The organism is Candidatus Hydrogenedens sp. (assembly GCA_035361075.1).
GTDB lineage: Bacteria > Hydrogenedentota > Hydrogenedentia > Hydrogenedentales > Hydrogenedentaceae > Hydrogenedens.
This window is the reverse complement of record DAOSBX010000005.1, coordinates 80,825-97,720: the sequence shown is the minus strand read 5'-3', so window position 1 is coordinate 97,720 and position 16,896 is coordinate 80,825. Positions and strand designations below refer to the sequence as shown.

Sequence of the window (16,896 nt, the reverse complement as noted above, 5' to 3'; positions counted from 1 at the left end):
TAAGACAGAAAAAGGAATAGAACATGATAACAACTATACTAACTATTTTTTTTATGGTATCAATGTTGACCGCTCCATCTGATTTCGACAGGAGTATGTCACTTGAACTTCTCATTGGGAAACTTAATTCTGAAAACCCATCAGACCACGCAATAGCAAGGCAATTGCTACCTCTAAAACCACCTATGGATGTTTTACCTAAAATTATTCCTTGTTTGCAATCGACAAACCCGGATATTTCTGGAACAGCACGAAATATCTTGTTTGATATTACAAACCGCTTAATAAAGACAGAGATGGAAAATAAACAGATATTTTACAATAAATTAATCAATTATTTTGAGGATACATCTTTAAGTGATTCTGCTCGTGACGTAATATTAAAAACATTAATACTTATGATAGATGAGCAAACAGACCTTAGTGTATTAAGAGAATATCTTTTAGACCCACAATGGAGGGAAAAAGTTCGTGTGGCATTCGTTGAAAATGGGACAAGGAATTCTGCCCAACTTCTTTGTGACACATTAGACCAAATTGATACCGAAGGGAAAATCTCTATCCTTCTTGGTTTATATCAAATGGGTGAAGTGCCATGCACAGATAAAATTTATTCACTCTTAAATGATAATAATCTAAGCATAAAATCAGCATCGGCTATGGTTCTTTCAAACACAGGTGTACCAATATATGCCCCAAGATTATTAGAGATATGCACATCGGTGAATACTATCGAACCTGTATATAAAGAATTGTGGGATGCTTATATTCGTTTAGCTGAAAATGTTGTACTTAAAGGCGGAAATTGGGATTATGCGATGGAAATGTATCGGAGTACCCTTCAATTTTGTAAAGACTCAGCAATTCTACAATCTGCAATTACAGGGTTAGGACGTTTCGGGGATGCTTCGGTTCTTCCTACCCTCATTGATATTTTATCTGATACCGATAAAAGACATCTTTATCGTTCAGTTTTCCATGCTATAACCTTGCTTTATCCTAAAGAGGTAGAAAAACAAATATTACAATTATGTTCGAAAATTTCGACAGAGCAGCAGGTATTACTTATTCCTTTATTAGTGCAATATGACAATAATGAAGAAGCAAAAAAACTTGTAATAGACTTATTAAACAAACCTCATACAGATGTAAAACGAGTATTTTTGAATGCATTCTATGAAGAGCCTTCATTAAAATACGTAGATTATGTCCCTCTTATAATGCCATCTCTCGATGATTCGGAAAAACAAAAACTTGGAGAGTGTTTATGGCGAACAGTCTCAACATATAAACAAGTAGAAGAAAATGAAAAACAATTCATAGGAAAGGCTTATTTATATCTCTTTAAGTTATGCCCACCAGAGGAACAAGAAATAGTATTGGAGGGGATAAAAAAATTTCCTACGTTAGAGGCAATAAATGTATTATTGCCAGAATTAGAGAAAGAAGACCCTAAAAAATTACCATTTCCACTTCTGTTTGAGCTTTGGTGTGCTATCCCTGAAGAAGATAAAGAACAAAAAGAAAAAATAAAAAATATTCTTATAGAGCAATTGGCAAATGTGAGTTCTATCGACGTTATTATTTCTACTTTATCGAACTCAAAAAATTTGTCTCTCTTCTCTTCTTTGGTAGGTTTTGTTGAAAATTGGAACTTAATAGGTCCATTTCCCTGGAGTATTGACAATCCATTTCGAGAAAGTTATGGTTTTCCCCAAGCAGTAGTAGATTTAAACTCACCATTGGAGTTCCAACAACAAAAGTATTCATGGAAGAAAAATGTAAAAGCAGAAGGTTGGGGCTATATAGGTCTGATTTCACTGTGTGAACAAAACGCTTCTGAATGCTCGTACCTTTCCGCTTTTGCCTATACAGAAATAGAATTACCTGAAGAAACAGACGCTTTTGTTAATATCGGTTCGGATGATGGCTTCCGCTTATGGGTTAATCAACAAGAAGTGGCTAAGAAACATGTAGACAGGGGAATGAAGGTAGACGATGATAAAATACAGGTGCATTTTAATAACGGAGTAAACAAAATCTTGCTCCAAATCACCCAAATTAAAGGAGGCTGGAACTTTTGTCTTCGTTTAACTGACCTTTCAGGAAAACCATTGCCATTCAACGTAAAAACATTTTAACTAAAAAGGAACTTATAATGTTACCAATAATTATTTTTTGTGTTTCACAAATAATATCAGGAGCGGAAACAGAAAATTATCTTCTGTTTCAAAGAGAGCGGATAGGACAGGGCATTTATGAATCTGCATCATCTTTTGATGTTAACAATGATGGAATTATAGATATATTTTCAGGCGAATACTGGTATGAAGGACCCGATTATAAAAAGTCGCACCGAGTATGCGTTCTTCAACCAATGGACGATTATTATGATGATTTTTCTAACTTCCCTATGGATGTAAATGGAGATGGATATTTAGATGTTATTACAGGCGGATGGTGGGGTAAAACCTTACGTTGGCGTGAAAATCCAAAAGGTAACGACGGGTTATGGAATACTCACAATATTGCAGAAGTTGGAAATATTGAACGGGCTGTGTTCTATGATTTAGATAAAGATGGTATACCTGAAGTAATACCTGTAACGAAACCTGTTTTTATCTTTAAGTTGAAAATGGGAGAAGATGGGAAACCAACTGGTTCATTTGATAAATATGAGGTTAAAACTGATGGAGCGGGGGGACATGGTTTCGGTTGTGGCGATGTTGATGGAGATGGAGCAATTGATTTCCTATTTTCTGGTGGTTGGCTTAAATCACCAATAAATCCATTTGATACTGAGAATTGGCAGTGGTTTCCAGAGTGGAATTTGGGTTCTGCCAGTGTGCCTATTCTGGTTTTTGATGTAAATAAAAATGGTAAGAACGATATTATTGTTGGTTCTGCTCATGATTACGGTTTATTCTGGTATGAACAAAAAATATTAGATGATGGGAAAAGGTCATGGGAAAAACATGTTATTGATGAAAATCGCTCTCAATACCATGATATACAACTCCATGATATAGACAATGATGGTGAATTAGAATTAATTACAGGGAAACGTTATCGTGCACATGCATTTCATGACCCTGGCTCAAAAGACCCATTAGGGGTGTACTACTTCAAAATAAATAAAGGTGACTTTGTTAGGTATACTTTAGACTATGGACCTGCAGGTCAAGCAAGTGGTGTTGGTATTTATTTTTGGGTAGATGATATAGATAAAAATAGTTGGAAAGATATTATTGCTCCAGGTAAAGAAGGTCTATTTTTATTCAAGAATTTCGGTCCTATAAAGTCAAATCTTAAATGACCAATAAATGGTATAGATTGTGTGGAAACTGGGAATTGAAAAGTTGGGGGCAATCAAGATATTTAAAGTTTACTTTAGCATTTATAGTTGCTATTTGTCTGGGCTTGCTTGAATCTGCATGGACGACACCTCAAGCACCAGGGGCAGTAAAGGCTGGTTTAGGAAATGTTGCTATCGGTATTATACTGATTATTGTATGCCTCCCATGGATTTGGTGGGTTCCTGGATTAAGTATGCTGGAAGAATTCATTCAGGTTTGGATTGGAAATGAAGGGCGATGGTCACCGAACTGGGATTGGGTATTTCATCACTGGTCAGCAGGATACTTTGGAATTAATCTGTATCCAGTTTTATCTTTTCCTATTATCACAATACTTTGTGAAATAGTTTATTTATATCTGCTATTCAGGGGAAAGGGGTCTGATACTTAAAAAAATAGACAAAAATGTCATTTTAAATAGTGAATGATACTTTATGGAAGTATTCTTGTGAAAATAATTTGAACAAAAAATGAATAGATAAAGAGATTTTACCAATTTACAATAATTTAATGAATAAATTATATATTTTGGCATGAATATTGATATTAAACTTCAGATACATGTTATATATTAATAAAACTACCCAAGAAGGAATATATATATGTGTAACAGAACAACTCTTCTATGCCTTATTTTTACTATTCCATTTACTTCTATTGTTAATGCTGAACTTACATCTGTTGAAATTGGTGGTAAAATAGAAATTTATGGATTATATTACCGCCAATGGATTGAACCTTCGGACCAAGTGCGAATTCCTTCATGTGCTTTATTTGGTAGGAGTATTGGACCTGAGGGTACCTATTCAGCATATCGATCAGGTGAAGGCTCTACTGGTACTTCTTATGTTGAACAGAGAACACGATTACATACAAAGGCAACAATGACCGATAATATATCTGTGTTTTTTGAAGTAGACTCTATTGATACATGGGGGGAAGACTTTCGGTCCCAACAATATCTAACAGGTAAAGATAATAGAGCGGATTCATCTGATGATATAGAGCTGTTTCAAGCCTACATACAAGCTAAGGATTTTGGAATTAATGATTTAACATTTACAGTAGGCAGACAAGCAATTGACCTGGGTTCTGGTTGGCTTGTGGGTTCAGACCCTGGACCTAATGTCTTTACAGGGTTAAGTTTTGATGCTATCCGTCTACAATATGAAAAAGAATCTTGGATGCTGGATGTATTTTATGGAAAACTTTTTGAAAGCATGAGTTCATTTAATCATGATGATATTGATTTTTGGTCAACTTATTTTACATGGAAAAATATTTGGGAAGGAACAAATATTGATTTTTATTACTTCTTGTTGAGAGATAATACAAATAGTGAAGTTACAAGAGATGACTTTATCTTAGAAGCAATAGAGGGGGTTCTTGGACGAGATAACTCTGATACGACATATATTCACACTATTGGCTTACGGTTTTATGGCAGTCATGAAGATTGGGACTATGAAATGGAAACAGCATATCAATGGGGTGAGGGTTCTGCTTTTGGGAATTTATTTGTTCCGATTGGAGGAATCTATGGTGACGATGATATTTCCTGGTCTTTACCTGCGGGGCACTTCGAAGTAGGTTATACACTATCAAAAATAAAATGGTCCCCAAGAGTTTATCTGGGTGGGTGCTATTATGATGCTGATGATAATCGTGATGTTTCGTTTATGGATTGGTTCTTAAATTTAGATGCTAGTTCCGCAAGTCCTTCCTTTAATCGGTTGTTTTCAGCATATAGAGAAGAGAATTTTATAGATATATCTGGCATGACAAATTTCTGGCAGGTATATTCTGGTGTTTCTGTAAATCCGACCGAGAAAGTCGAAGTAAGTTTTGAACTGAGTTACCTACAAACAATTTCTTCCTTTGATAGTCCTTACTCGTTCTCACTGGGTAGTTATGAATTTTATCCCTTAGGCTATCTGTCATTTTTTACTCAAGAAAATCCGAAGGACTTAGGCTGGCAAACATTATTAACTCTCTCCTACGCTTATAATGAAGACCTAAATTTTGAAACAGGATGGTCTCATTTCTTTGTTGGCGACGGAATTGTTAAAGGTGCTTTCCTCGATAATTATGGAACTTCATTTATATCGACTATGAACGACAATGATTCTGACTTTTTCTATATCGCATCAACAATAGAGTTTTGATTAATCACTAAACTTATCAATTATAACAACTTCTTCATACGGAAGTTGCCCTGCACGAGGCCAGGCAGGTTTTGTAGCCTTACCCACTGCGACCATCATAGCAACTACGTGGTCTTGTGGGAGATTAATTAACTTGGCAACTGCATCAAAGTCAAAACCAACCATTGGGCATGTATCGTAGCCCATTGCCTTGGCTGCCAACATTAAGGTTTGTACAGCAATACCACATGAACGCATGGCTTCATCCCTCTGTACTTGTTCCCTTCCACGATAATACTGGTCAATAGCGGGCACGACAAAATTTTTAATATCTTCTGGAGCATTTCGCCAGTAACGTTCGGGTTGTTTTTCCCATGCTTTTATATCAGCACATAAAACAACTAATAATGAGGCATTAATAACTTGTGGCTGATTCCATGCCACTTGATAAATTTTTTTCCGTAATTCTGGATCCCTAACAAGCACAAAACGCCAATTCTGAATGTTAAATGAAGTTGGCGAAAGTAACACAAGAGACATTAACTTTTGTATTTCTTCTTCTGTTATTTTGTGATTTGGGTCAAATTGTTTGACTGCTCTTCTTAATTCAATTGCTTCAAAAACATCCATATTTCGCTCCTTTCATGAACATGTTGTGCTAATTTTTTTCTACCCAATAATCATAATCTTATTTATGAAAATGTATGATTTAGAAATATAATTATATCGAACTTTATTCCCCAATAATAACAAAATATTTAAAAGGGAGGGATAATGTGGGTGTTTTTTGGGTATATAAATAGAAGAGAAACTATATAGTGCCCGGGAGGAGAATTGAACTCCTACCCCATTTCTGGGACCAGATCCTTAGTCTGGCGCGTCTGCCATTTCCGCCACCCGGGCGAATATTTATTAATTGTTTGTATAGGTTTAAATTTTATAACAAATGTCTCAAAAATTTAAAATCAGTAGAAATATACTCTCCTAAAACATACATTTCGTTTTATAACATAGGCTCATGTCTTCCCTTGCCAGAGCCATTTGGATGTCGCAGACAGAAATTAGCTGACATCGATTGGATGGATGAAAATTTACGACCACAAAACTTACAAACATATTCTGTTTTTTCATCTCCCTCATAAACAGCATGTCTGCCTTTGCCTGGACCGTTAGGATGTCTTGTACAAAAAGAGGACGCTAATGATTGAACACTTGTGGCTTTTTTCCCACAATATTTACAGATGTATACTGTCATAAAACCTCCTTCTATGTCTCTCCCTGTTATATATTAATACCTTTTTCTCTTGCAACTAATATATTTGAACGAAGTAAGGCTTCGAAACTTCCGCAATCCGCCCACCAACCTTCCAAAAATTCATATGTCATAGTGCCCCGAAGGATATATTCATTGTTGACATCTGTAATCTCTAATTCGCCCCTTGCACTTGGTTTTAGGGTACGACAAATATCAAATACATCAGAGTCATACATATAAATTCCGACAACTGCGTAATTTGTAGGTGGTTCTTTAGGCTTTTCAATAACCTCCTTGACCTTTCCATGTTCTATTACAGCAACCCCAAATTCTTGGGGATTAGATACTTCCTTTAAAAAGATTTTTGCCCCTGCAGGTTGTTTTTCAAAATCATTTACTGCTTTTTTAATACTTCCTTGTATAAAATTATCACCTAATATGACGACCATTTTATCTTTTCCAACAAAAGGCTCCGCTAATGCAAGTGCATGGGCAATACCCCCTTCTATCTTTTGGTAGGTGTAATGAAGTTGATTTAGCCCGAAGTCTTCTCCGTTACCTAAAAGACGTAGGAAATCTCCTGCATTGTTTCCTCCTGTGACAATCATAATATCCTTAATTCCCGCATCTACCAAAGTTTGAATAGGATAAAAAATCATAGGCTTATCGTAAACTGGGAGCAAATGTTTATTTGTAACACGCGTTAAAGGTAATAGTCGTGTTCCTAAACCGCCTGCTAATACAACTCCTTTCATCTTAATTTTTCCTTTCCTTTTGCTATTTTTTCAATTGAAATAGGGTTGTTTTATCATTATACAATCTTTTGTTTTGGAATTGATTAATGGTATTATCTCTCAATATCAAAATTTATTTTTATAAAGGAGAATGACTATGATAAATACAAAATCGATTTGTTCAGCGAAAATTATACAACATATCTTAACTCCTTTTATCATTGTGACACTGATACCATTTTTTTCATGTTCAACAAAGGGTACCGATATAATCCAGAAGCGATTACCCATAGGTAAATGTACACCTATTCCTCAAGGAGATGGGTGGATAAACCTATTTTCTAAAGAAAATCAGACTAAATGGCAAAATGTAACAAATAAAGATAAAAAATATGGATTTGAATTTTCATCTGATGACATTCTCCATATCTTTGGCTCAAAAGGTGGAGGTTATATCGCCTATCTTGATAATGAAGTAACAGATTTCGAATTCCATATTGAGTTTAAATTAACACCACAAGCCAATAGTGGTGTGTTTTTCCGTTCTGACTTAAAAGATCCCGTTCAAAAAGGGTTTGAGATTCAGGTATTCGAAGATTATGGTCAGCCACCAAACAAGAATTCATGTGGTTCATTATATGACGTTGCAACCCCAATGTTTAATATGAATTTTCAGCCTGGTGAATGGAATTCCTATGATATAACATGTCGGGGTAGTAATCTTATTGTTTCTATGAACGGATGGAAAGTCTTAGATGTGGACATTTCATTAATGACCATGCCTATCGGAAAATTCGATACACCACTTGCTCAGCTTCCACAAAAAGGTTATTTATTATTGCAAGACCATGGTGGAGAGGTGTGGTATCGAAACGCCTATATTAAGAACATCAATAGCAATTAAGTTGGAAAGCCATTATGCAGAATGACCAAATAAAGCAATGGCTAAATCTTTATCTAATACCAGGAATTGGCTCGGCAACCTTTTTAAAGTTAATTGCTCGATTTGGGGCACCTTCTGAGGTACTATCTGCATCTGAGAAGGCTCTTGCTGAAGTTGTCGGGAAAACAATATCTCATCGAATTGCTCAATATCGTGAAGTTGTAGATTTAGATAATGAGTTACGTCTTATAGACAAACACAATGTAACAATAATTACATTAGACGACCCAGAATATCCTTTATCACTTGCTGAAATTTATGAACCGCCATTAGTGTTATATTGCAAAGGAAAATTATTAGAAAAGGATTTACGTTCTATTGCGATTGTAGGGACTCGAAAGATTTCACCTTATGGCACAAAGGTCACTGAAATTTTTGCAAGAGGTTTATCTCAGGCTGGTTTTACCATTGTAAGTGGATTTGCTTTAGGTGTAGATGGCATTGCCCATAAAACTGCTATAGCAAATGGTGGACGAACTGTAGCGTTTTTAGGATGTGGAATTGATATTATTTATCCTGCTCAACATCAAGAACTGTGGCAACAAATCCAAAGTCAAGGGGCTATTATTTCCACATTCCCTATGGGGACAAAACCGACGGGAAATAATTTTCCTGTCCGTAATCGATTTATAAGTGGTTTTTCATTAGGGACATTAGTTACCGAGGCACCTTTAAATAGCGGTGCCATGATTACAGCACAGTATGCAGTAGACCAAGGAAAGACGGTTTTTGCTGTTCCTGGTCCTATAGGATACGCAAACAGTCAAGGTTCACATAGTCTTATTCGACAGGGGGCAAAACTTGTGGAACATATTTCAGATATTCTTGAAGAAATTCCACAACTATGGAAACCTGAAACATTATCAGAGCCACTTCAGATGCCTCTTGCATCCGCAATTGATATAGATAAACCAGATACAACAAAGTCAAACGATGAGATTCAGCAAAAGGAGACGAAACAAGTCATAAAAAATAAAAACGAACAGCCTGCAGGAAGGTCGTACCCCTCACCAATGAATGAAAAAGAAAAAGCAATCATAGACATTCTTAACCCACAAGGTTCTTATGTAGATGAAGTTGCATTGGCTTGTCACATTCCTGTGTCTGAAGCGTTATCTATGTTGACGATTATGGAAATGAAAGGATTGGTAAAACAATTTCCTGGAAAAAAATTTGCAAAAGCATAGAATTTTGGAGTACCTATGATAAAAACAGAAGGTTTGACGAAAAAATTTGGTGAAAAAATTGCAGTCAATAAATTGGATTTAGAGATATCAAAAGGGACTTTTTTCTGTTTTTTAGGGCCTAATGGTGCAGGAAAAACGACCACAATAAAAATGTTAACAGGGTTAATGAAACCTACAGAAGGACGAGCTCTCATTGCAGGGATTGACATACAACAAGACCCTGTAAAAGCGAAAAAGTATATTGGTTTTGTACCTGACCACCCTTTCCTTTACGATAAACTTACAGGTAGAGAGTTTCTTAGATTTATTGCAGGGTTATATCAAATTTCCGAGAAAGAATTTATGGTTCGGACGGAAGAATTAATATCTCTGTTCGGGCTTACCACAGTTATAGACCAGTTAATTGAAGACTATAGCCATGGGATGCGACAAAAACTCTCATTTACTGCTTGTTTTTTACACAACCCAGAGATAGTTATTGTTGATGAGCCGTGGGTAGGACTTGACCCAAAGAATATTCGTTTCGTCAAGGATTACTTAAAAGAGAAAACTCAAAAAGAAGGACTAACCGTCTTTATGTCGACCCATACGTTAAGTATTGCAGAGGAGATAGCGGATATTATAGGCATCATTCATCAAGGGCGTCTCTGTGCATTCGGCTCTGTAGATAAAATAAAATCCCTCTCAAATACACCAGGAAACTTAGAGGATGTATTTTTAGAGTTAACAAAGGAAACAGACGAAGTATAAGTAATATTCAGAAGAATTCTATTATGGAACAGATTTTAGCAATATTAGAAGCAAAACGAAATATCTTGAAACATCAAATATTGAGTATCCGCAAAGAATCAAAGTTGAAGATTTCTGTTATTACTTTCTCTGCAATTGCAATATGGTTAGGTATTTTCTTCGGGCTTTATGAAGGATTCGACTGGTTATTAAAATTCGGGTCAAGAGCTGGAATTGAAGTGAATTTTGGTGAGTTGTTGATGGCTCGGATGTTCATGATTTTAATGAGTGCTGTTTTCTTATTTTTGATTTTTTCCAATATTTTAATTGCTTTTTTCACCTTGTATAAGGCTGAAGAGATTCATTTTTTAGTACAGACACCTATCCCATTTAACCGACTATTCTTTGTCCGCTTTATTGAATGTATAGCATTTAGTTCTTGGTCAGTGGCATTTTTGGGTGTTCCATTAATACTTGCTTATGGACTGAGTACAAAAGCAACTATTTTCTTTTATATAGCATCAATTATTTTCTTTGCTCCATTTGTAATTATTCCAGCAGGACTTGGAAATATCATTACACAATTTTTAGTCTTGATTTTTCCTAAATTGAAACTCCGTTTCATGATTTTATTTGGTGTATTAGGTGTCATTTTTTTATTTTGGTATATAAATACCATGCTTCGGGGAACAAAAATAAGTGAAGACACGATCTTACCTGTGTTTCTGAGTGCCACTTCACATGTGCAATCACCTTTGTTTCCACCTTATTGGTTTACAGAGGGGGTGTTGAAGTCGAAGGAGAGACAGTTTTTCGACGTCATATTCTGGTTTATGCTTATGATAGCTAATGCCTTATTCATCACACTCGTAGCCTCTTTTCTATCTCGACTTATATTTTACCCTGGTTTTTCTGGCTTACAAGGGATGGGAAATAAACGGATTAAATTACCTAATCGAGGGATTTTGGGGCGTCTTGAAAAAATATTAAGGATTATTCCTGAGCCTTATCAGCCTTTAGTCGTAAAAGATATACGTTTATTCTGGAGAGACGCTACGCAGTGGTCTCAGTTTATAATCTTTTTTGGTATCATGGCGATTTATATTGCCAATTTGAGGAACACCACAAAATATTTTGAACAAGAGATGTGGCGAAGTTTCATCGCGTGTATGAATATAGCATCCTTAAGTTTAATTCTTGCTACCTTAACAAGTCGTTTTATTTTTCCATTGATAAGCTTGGAGGGACATCGATTCTGGGTAATTGGCTTGGCTCCTATTACCTTAAAACAGTTGGTATGGCAAAAATTTTGGCTTAGTGTTATGACTTCCGCCCCATTTACGGTAACTTTAGCGATCCTGTCTGGTTATATGCTTCAATTAACGCCTTTATATTTTACTTTGACTGTATTTAGTATTATATTGATGAATTTGGGGTTATCAGGTCTTGCTGTCGGGTTAGGTGCTTTATACCCCAGTTTTGAAGAAGATAATCCTGCTCGAATTGTCTCGGGATTAGGAGGGACGCTAAATTTGTTATTAAGCATTTTCTATATTGCCCTTGTTGTCACAGCCCAAACAGTGATACTACAGTGGAACGTACTTGCACAGTTTACTCGTCCAGAAGACTTCTATATAGCATTAACATCTGTAATTATCTTTATTGTTCTTTTAACGATAGTTGCTGTATTCTTACCTATGACTCTTGGACTACGAAATCTTAAAACATTGGAGTATTAGTTCAATGAAAAAAATTCAGATAAAGACAGCCCGTAGAACCCAATTTATCAATTTGGATTCGTATGTAGCCAGAGCGGTTCAAGAATCGAATGTTCAAAATGGTATTGTTATTGTTTATGTTCCACACACTACCGCTGGAATTACTATTAATGAAAATGCTGACCCTGATGTGCTTTTTGATATCGAGCATGTACTTGATAAGGTTGTTCCATGGCATGGTGATTACCATCATTCAGAGGGAAATACATCTGCCCATGTAAAAGCGTCTTTAATGGGTTCTTCCGTGCAAGTTATTATCAACGAAGGTAAACTTGTTTTAGGAACATGGCAATCTATATTCCTCTGTGAATTTGATGGACCACGAACACGAGAAATTTTTATCAAAGTTATTTCTACTAACCCGTCATAGAACTACCTAAAAGATTGCTGTTCCTTTACCAAAGATTTGAGACAATTATCACAAATAGTATGAGTAATCATTGGTGCCTTCTCGCTATCAAAAATTTTGGCTTTGTTAATAACTTCATCTAATTCAAGCCATTGAGAATCAAATTCTACCTTCTTACACCATGAACACATCCGTATCACCTTTCGAACTCTTAATACTTTAGAATCAAGAATGCTCTTATAATTTTGGGGTTCTTTTCGGATTAAATGTGTAATAAAGGTAATTGTATTCGGCTCATTACATTGAATACTCATTGTCAAATATCTTTTGTATGTAGGTGAGTCACAACGAAAATCAATTTTTATTTTTTTATTGTTACGAGCCTGTTCCATCAAGTCTAAATATATTTGTTTTACCGTTATATCACTTATAAAATCAAAAAGATTCCTGCCTATAATCCGTTTAGATACTATTTCATCACCATTGTTCTCTCTTGCAAAAACATCCCATGCCTCATTAACAAATGTAATTCTATTGTTTTCATCAATTTTATAAACAATATCTTCCATACCTAAACATCCTTAAATACATTGATTTTTAGGCATAACGAGCAAAATTTTATTTAATAGTTGCATTATAGCACTTTTTCTTTGTAAAATTTAACTACAAAATTAAAAAGGCGGCATGGCCAAGTGGTAAGGCAGAAGCCTGCAAAGCTTCCATTCCCCGGTTCGAATCCGGGTGCCGCCTCCAAAATTTCCACTGTGGGCGAGTGGTGGAATAGGAATACACGACGGACTTAAAATCCGTTGGCCGTAAGGCCATGCGGGTTCGATTCCCGCCTCGCCCACTTTTACCTCCCTCAGAAATAACCAAAGCACTATAAATTGCCTATAGAAAATAAAGGAACGCATTAGATTTACATGTAAGTTAATGGATATTTTGTTTTTGTCTTGTACTATTCTTAATCGTTTTTGCATGTTAGTATCCCTAAAAAATAGAATAGAATTTCTAATAGTGATAGCTAAGTTTTTATAATCAAATGTGTTAGTTCATCTAAATATTGCTTTATCCGATATTTTATTGTAAAGAAAGGGTCAGTTGATGGCAGTATGTTTTTATAATACGTTAACAAGAACAGTCGAGCCTTTTGAACCTATAGAACCTCAAAAAGTGAAACTGTATACTTGTGGGCCCACAGTTTATAACTACGCACACATTGGCAATTTCCGTGCATACATATTTGAGGATTTACTGAAAAGATACCTCACGTTTCGGGGATACGATGTTTTCCATGTTATGAATATTACTGACGTCGAGGATAAACTTATTCGAACCTGTCGTGAAACGGGAAAATCCTTAAAAGAAATTACTGATTTTTATATTGAAGCCTTCTTTAAGGATTTAGAGACACTTCAGATTGAGAAAGCAGATGTTTATCCGAGAGCAACAGACCATATCCCAGAGATGGTTGAGATTATTAAAAAATTGAGAGAGAACGGACATACCTACGAGCATAATGGAAGTATCTATTTCCGTTTAAGTACATTTCCAGAATATGGCAAGTTAAGCCACATGAACATCGATGACTTAAAAGTAGGAGCAAGTGGTAGGGTTGATACTGATGAATATGAAATGGAAGACGCCCGTGATTTTGCCCTTTGGAAAGCCTGGGATGAAGATGATGGAGATGTCTATTGGGAAACGGAGTTAGGTAAAGGCAGGCCTGGATGGCATATCGAATGTTCTGCAATGAGCATGAAATATTTAGGAGAGAGTTTTGATATTCACTGTGGTGGTATAGATAATATGTTTCCACATCATGAAAATGAAATAGCCCAGTCTGAGTGTGCCACAGGTAAACCGTTCGTTAAATATTGGTTACACTGTGCCCATCTGGTTGTAGATGGTAAAAAAATGTCAAAATCGTTAGGCAACTTTTTTACATTAAGAGACCTGTTAGAACGAGGCTTAGACCCCATAGCCATACGTTGGGTATTACTTGCCACACATTATAGACAGCCTAATAACTTTACCTTCGAAACTGTGGAGTCTGCTGAAAATAGTCTCCGTCGCATTCGTGATTTTCGACTACGTCTAAATGAAATTCAGGGTGAAGGAGATGATTTATCTGAAGAATGTTCACAATGTGAAAAAATGTTTATAGAATCTCTTGATGATGATTTAAATATTTCGTCTGCCATTGCTTCTATTTTCGATTTTATCCGTGATGTTAATAAAAAAATAGATTTGAAGGAAGTCGGGGAACAAGGGGTTAAGAATGCAATTAGCCTATTAAATAGGCTAAATCAAGTGGTCGGTATTTTGAATCCAGAATTCGAAGAGGAAACTCCCCAGGAAATAATGGAAAAAGTATTACAACGTCAGCAGGCTCGTCGTGAAAAAAACTTTGCTCTGGCTGATACAATACGCAACCAACTATTAGAGCAGGGATGGGTTGTTGAAGATACACCCCATGGACCTCGCGTAAAACGAAAATAATGCTCCATTTAAAAAAGTTATTGGGAACTTTCATCTATTTTAAGTGTTTAATATTATAAAAGGTAAATAATAAAATGCGTTCCTTAGAGGATTGGGAATTGGTTGCGTTAGCAAAACAAGGAAATAATGAAGCATTTGATAATTTGATTCAGAGGTATAAAAATCAAATTTATACCCTTTGTTTCTATCTCACCCGAGATACTCACAATGCCGAAGATTTAGTGCAGGAAACATTTATTCGTATTTATAAAAACATAAATAGAATTGACCCCAAAGCACAATTTAAAACTTTTATTTTTACAATTGCCCGAAATCTTGCATTAAATCAATTAAGAAATGACCAGAGGAAAAAGAATTTCTTAGTACGGCTTTTTGAACGTTGGAACTATAACCATAAAGAAAAAAATAATTCTCCTTCATCACTAACATATAGTGAAAGTAAAGAATTGATAGACATAGTTCAGGAATGTATGTTGGAGTTATCACCAGAATATAAAGAAATATTATTACTTCGTGAAACACAGGGATTAGATTATGAAAGTATTGCAGAAGTGCTTGGTTGTAGGATAGGCACTGTACGAAGTCGTTTGGCTCGTGCAAGAGCAGAATTAAGAAAAAAAATAAAAGAAAAAGGTGTATTGATAAAATGAGACATTTTACAGACGAAGAAATTTCTGAATTAATTGATGGCCTTATTGTCTTAAATGATAATCAAAGGGAACATTTACATCAATGCGGTGAATGTTCGGAAAAATTAGCTGAGTATCGTAAAATATCGACTACACTTCAAGATCTTCCTATTGTTCCAATTTCTGATGAGGTTTCAAAAAAGATTAGCCAAGAGGTTAAGACATTAACTAAATTTTCACAAACTAATTTCATTCCCGTGTTAACATTAAATTACAAGCCAATCCTTTTGTATACGGTAACCATTTCTCTATTTATTATCGGCGTTATAATTGGCTATCAATACAATACCATTTTTAACAAGACAGATGTATTAAAAACAGATAAAGTAACACAGGTAGCCGACAATAGTGAATTAAGTTCACCACAAATAGAAATGATAAAGGCAGAAGAAATTCCTATTAATGAAGAGGACGTATTGACATCTCTGAGCGATGAATACATACAAACTGAGTATGTTGGAGAAGAACTACATTCAGTTACAATTTCGGATTTGGTATTATCGCTCGCAGATGCGACGGGTGAATTTGATATATCTATGTAAGATAAAAAAACTATAACTATACGGAGAATAACGTATGAAAAAGTATATGATTACCTTAACCTTTATTGCGATACTTTTCTTTTTAAATCAAACACTAACCGCACAGCCAGGGCCTATGGAACCTGCTCCCCAAGGTCCACCGCCTAATTTTCCACCTGATGAAAGAGGTCATTTCCCCGGACCGGGATATATAAACCCGCCTCCACTTGGAGAGGATGTCCCTGCTAAAGAAATGTTAGAACAAATAGTTCTTGCCAAAATTGCTAAGCAATTAAGACTTAATAATGAGCAAACGGTCATTTTAGTAAGAAAGTATGAAGAGCAACGGGATATTTTAGCGGAGATGACTAAAAAAAGAAATGACCTTGCAAATGAGATTAGAAAATCTATACGAGAAAAATCGGGAAATTTGGAAGAAAAATTTAATACATTAGTAAAGTTAGACAAAGAAATTCAAGAGCAGAAATACAAGTTGGTGGAAAATTTATCATTAGATTTACCTCTGGAATCAAAGATACAGCTATACCTTCTTTTCTCTGACTTCGAAAATGAAATAAAACGGTTTTTGAAAAAGGCATACGAATGGAAACAAGAGCGTATGCCCTATGATAATCAAAGGCCTGCCCAATTAAGAAGAGGTAGAGAACAACCTCCTCCATCACCTAAGATGCCAGAATCACAATAAAAT

17 protein-coding genes and 3 tRNA genes are annotated in these 16,896 nt (G+C 35.5%); 15 read left to right on the top strand and 5 right to left on the bottom strand.

The window, feature by feature from the left end; all coding sequences use genetic code 11:
* The first annotated feature begins 23 nt into the window (after window positions 1-23).
* The 4 genes from PLJ10_02815 to PLJ10_02800 all read left to right on the top strand — a co-directional run bounded on the left by PLJ10_02815 (window position 24) and on the right by PLJ10_02800 (window position 5,521).
* Entirely contained in the window at window positions 24-2,141 is a 2,118-nt protein-coding gene (locus PLJ10_02815) for a hypothetical protein (protein ID HOK08572.1), read from the top strand.
* A 17-nt stretch (window positions 2,142-2,158) separates the two neighbouring features.
* Entirely contained in the window at window positions 2,159-3,316 is a 1,158-nt protein-coding gene (locus PLJ10_02810; GenBank protein HOK08571.1) for a VCBS repeat-containing protein, read from the top strand.
* Entirely contained in the window at window positions 3,313-3,747 is a 435-nt protein-coding gene (locus PLJ10_02805) for a hypothetical protein (GenBank protein HOK08570.1), read from the top strand. The genes PLJ10_02810 and PLJ10_02805 overlap by 4 nt, the downstream gene beginning before the upstream one ends.
* A 211-nt stretch (window positions 3,748-3,958) precedes the next feature.
* A complete protein-coding gene (locus tag PLJ10_02800; protein ID HOK08569.1) occupies window positions 3,959-5,521 on the top strand; it encodes an alginate export family protein in 1,563 nt (520 codons plus the stop codon).
* Here the strand turns inward: PLJ10_02800 and PLJ10_02795 are convergent, their stop codons facing one another.
* The 4 genes from PLJ10_02795 to PLJ10_02780 form a co-directional block, all read right to left on the bottom strand.
* A complete protein-coding gene (locus tag PLJ10_02795; GenBank protein ID HOK08568.1) occupies window positions 5,522-6,130 on the bottom strand; it encodes a nitroreductase family protein in 609 nt (202 codons plus the stop codon).
* 189 nt (window positions 6,131-6,319) lie between these two features.
* A tRNA-Leu gene (locus tag PLJ10_02790) sits at window positions 6,320-6,403 on the bottom strand.
* 100 nt (window positions 6,404-6,503) lie between these two features.
* Window positions 6,504-6,755, bottom strand: a complete 252-nt coding sequence (locus PLJ10_02785; GenBank protein HOK08567.1) for a C2H2-type zinc finger protein — start codon at window positions 6,753-6,755, stop codon at window positions 6,504-6,506.
* 26 nt (window positions 6,756-6,781) lie between these two features.
* The gene (locus PLJ10_02780) at window positions 6,782-7,510 is read right to left on the bottom strand and encodes a sugar phosphate nucleotidyltransferase (GenBank protein ID HOK08566.1); all 729 of its coding nucleotides are present in this window, start codon (window positions 7,508-7,510) and stop codon (window positions 6,782-6,784) included.
* A 136-nt stretch (window positions 7,511-7,646) separates the two neighbouring features.
* Between PLJ10_02780 and PLJ10_02775 the strand changes: the two genes are divergently transcribed.
* The 5 genes from PLJ10_02775 to PLJ10_02755 are packed head-to-tail and all read left to right on the top strand — an operon-like array spanning window position 7,647 to window position 12,496.
* Window positions 7,647-8,393, top strand: a complete 747-nt coding sequence (locus PLJ10_02775) for a DUF1080 domain-containing protein (protein ID HOK08565.1) — start codon at window positions 7,647-7,649, stop codon at window positions 8,391-8,393.
* A gap of 14 nt (window positions 8,394-8,407) precedes the next feature.
* Window positions 8,408-9,619, top strand: coding sequence for a DNA-processing protein DprA (dprA, locus tag PLJ10_02770; protein HOK08564.1), 1,212 nt, complete (start codon window positions 8,408-8,410; stop codon window positions 9,617-9,619).
* Between the two features lie 15 nt (window positions 9,620-9,634).
* A complete protein-coding gene (locus PLJ10_02765; GenBank protein HOK08563.1) occupies window positions 9,635-10,369 on the top strand; it encodes an ABC transporter ATP-binding protein in 735 nt (244 codons plus the stop codon).
* A 23-nt stretch (window positions 10,370-10,392) separates the two neighbouring features.
* Window positions 10,393-12,087: a hypothetical protein gene (locus PLJ10_02760; protein ID HOK08562.1), complete on the top strand. Its 1,695-nt coding sequence runs from the start codon at window positions 10,393-10,395 to the stop codon at window positions 12,085-12,087.
* 4 nt (window positions 12,088-12,091) lie between these two features.
* Window positions 12,092-12,496 carry a secondary thiamine-phosphate synthase enzyme YjbQ gene (locus PLJ10_02755; protein ID HOK08561.1) on the top strand — a complete coding sequence of 135 codons (405 nt, stop codon included), beginning with the start codon at window positions 12,092-12,094 and terminating at the stop codon, window positions 12,494-12,496.
* 2 nt (window positions 12,497-12,498) lie between these two features.
* Here the strand turns inward: PLJ10_02755 and PLJ10_02750 are convergent, their stop codons facing one another.
* Window positions 12,499-13,044: a hypothetical protein gene (locus PLJ10_02750; GenBank protein HOK08560.1), complete on the bottom strand. Its 546-nt coding sequence runs from the start codon at window positions 13,042-13,044 to the stop codon at window positions 12,499-12,501.
* 109 nt (window positions 13,045-13,153) lie between these two features.
* Here PLJ10_02750 and PLJ10_02745 point away from each other — a divergent pair.
* From PLJ10_02745 to PLJ10_02720, 6 genes are all read left to right on the top strand, one after another.
* A tRNA-Cys gene (locus PLJ10_02745) sits at window positions 13,154-13,228 on the top strand.
* A gap of 13 nt (window positions 13,229-13,241) precedes the next feature.
* Window positions 13,242-13,325, top strand: a tRNA-Leu gene (locus tag PLJ10_02740).
* A 251-nt stretch (window positions 13,326-13,576) separates the two neighbouring features.
* On the top strand, window positions 13,577-14,977 hold the full coding sequence (gene cysS, locus PLJ10_02735) for a cysteine--tRNA ligase (GenBank protein HOK08559.1): 1,401 nt from the start codon (window positions 13,577-13,579) through the stop codon (window positions 14,975-14,977).
* Between the two features lie 74 nt (window positions 14,978-15,051).
* Window positions 15,052-15,627, top strand: coding sequence for a sigma-70 family RNA polymerase sigma factor (locus tag PLJ10_02730; GenBank protein HOK08558.1), 576 nt, complete (start codon window positions 15,052-15,054; stop codon window positions 15,625-15,627).
* Complete coding sequence (locus PLJ10_02725; GenBank protein ID HOK08557.1) at window positions 15,624-16,208, top strand: hypothetical protein; 585 nt, start codon at window positions 15,624-15,626, stop codon at window positions 16,206-16,208. The genes PLJ10_02730 and PLJ10_02725 overlap by 4 nt, the downstream gene beginning before the upstream one ends.
* 34 nt (window positions 16,209-16,242) lie before the next feature.
* Window positions 16,243-16,893 (top strand): hypothetical protein, encoded by a 651-nt coding sequence (locus PLJ10_02720; protein ID HOK08556.1) that lies wholly within the window; start codon window positions 16,243-16,245, stop codon window positions 16,891-16,893.
* Window positions 16,894-16,896 lie beyond the last annotated feature (3 nt).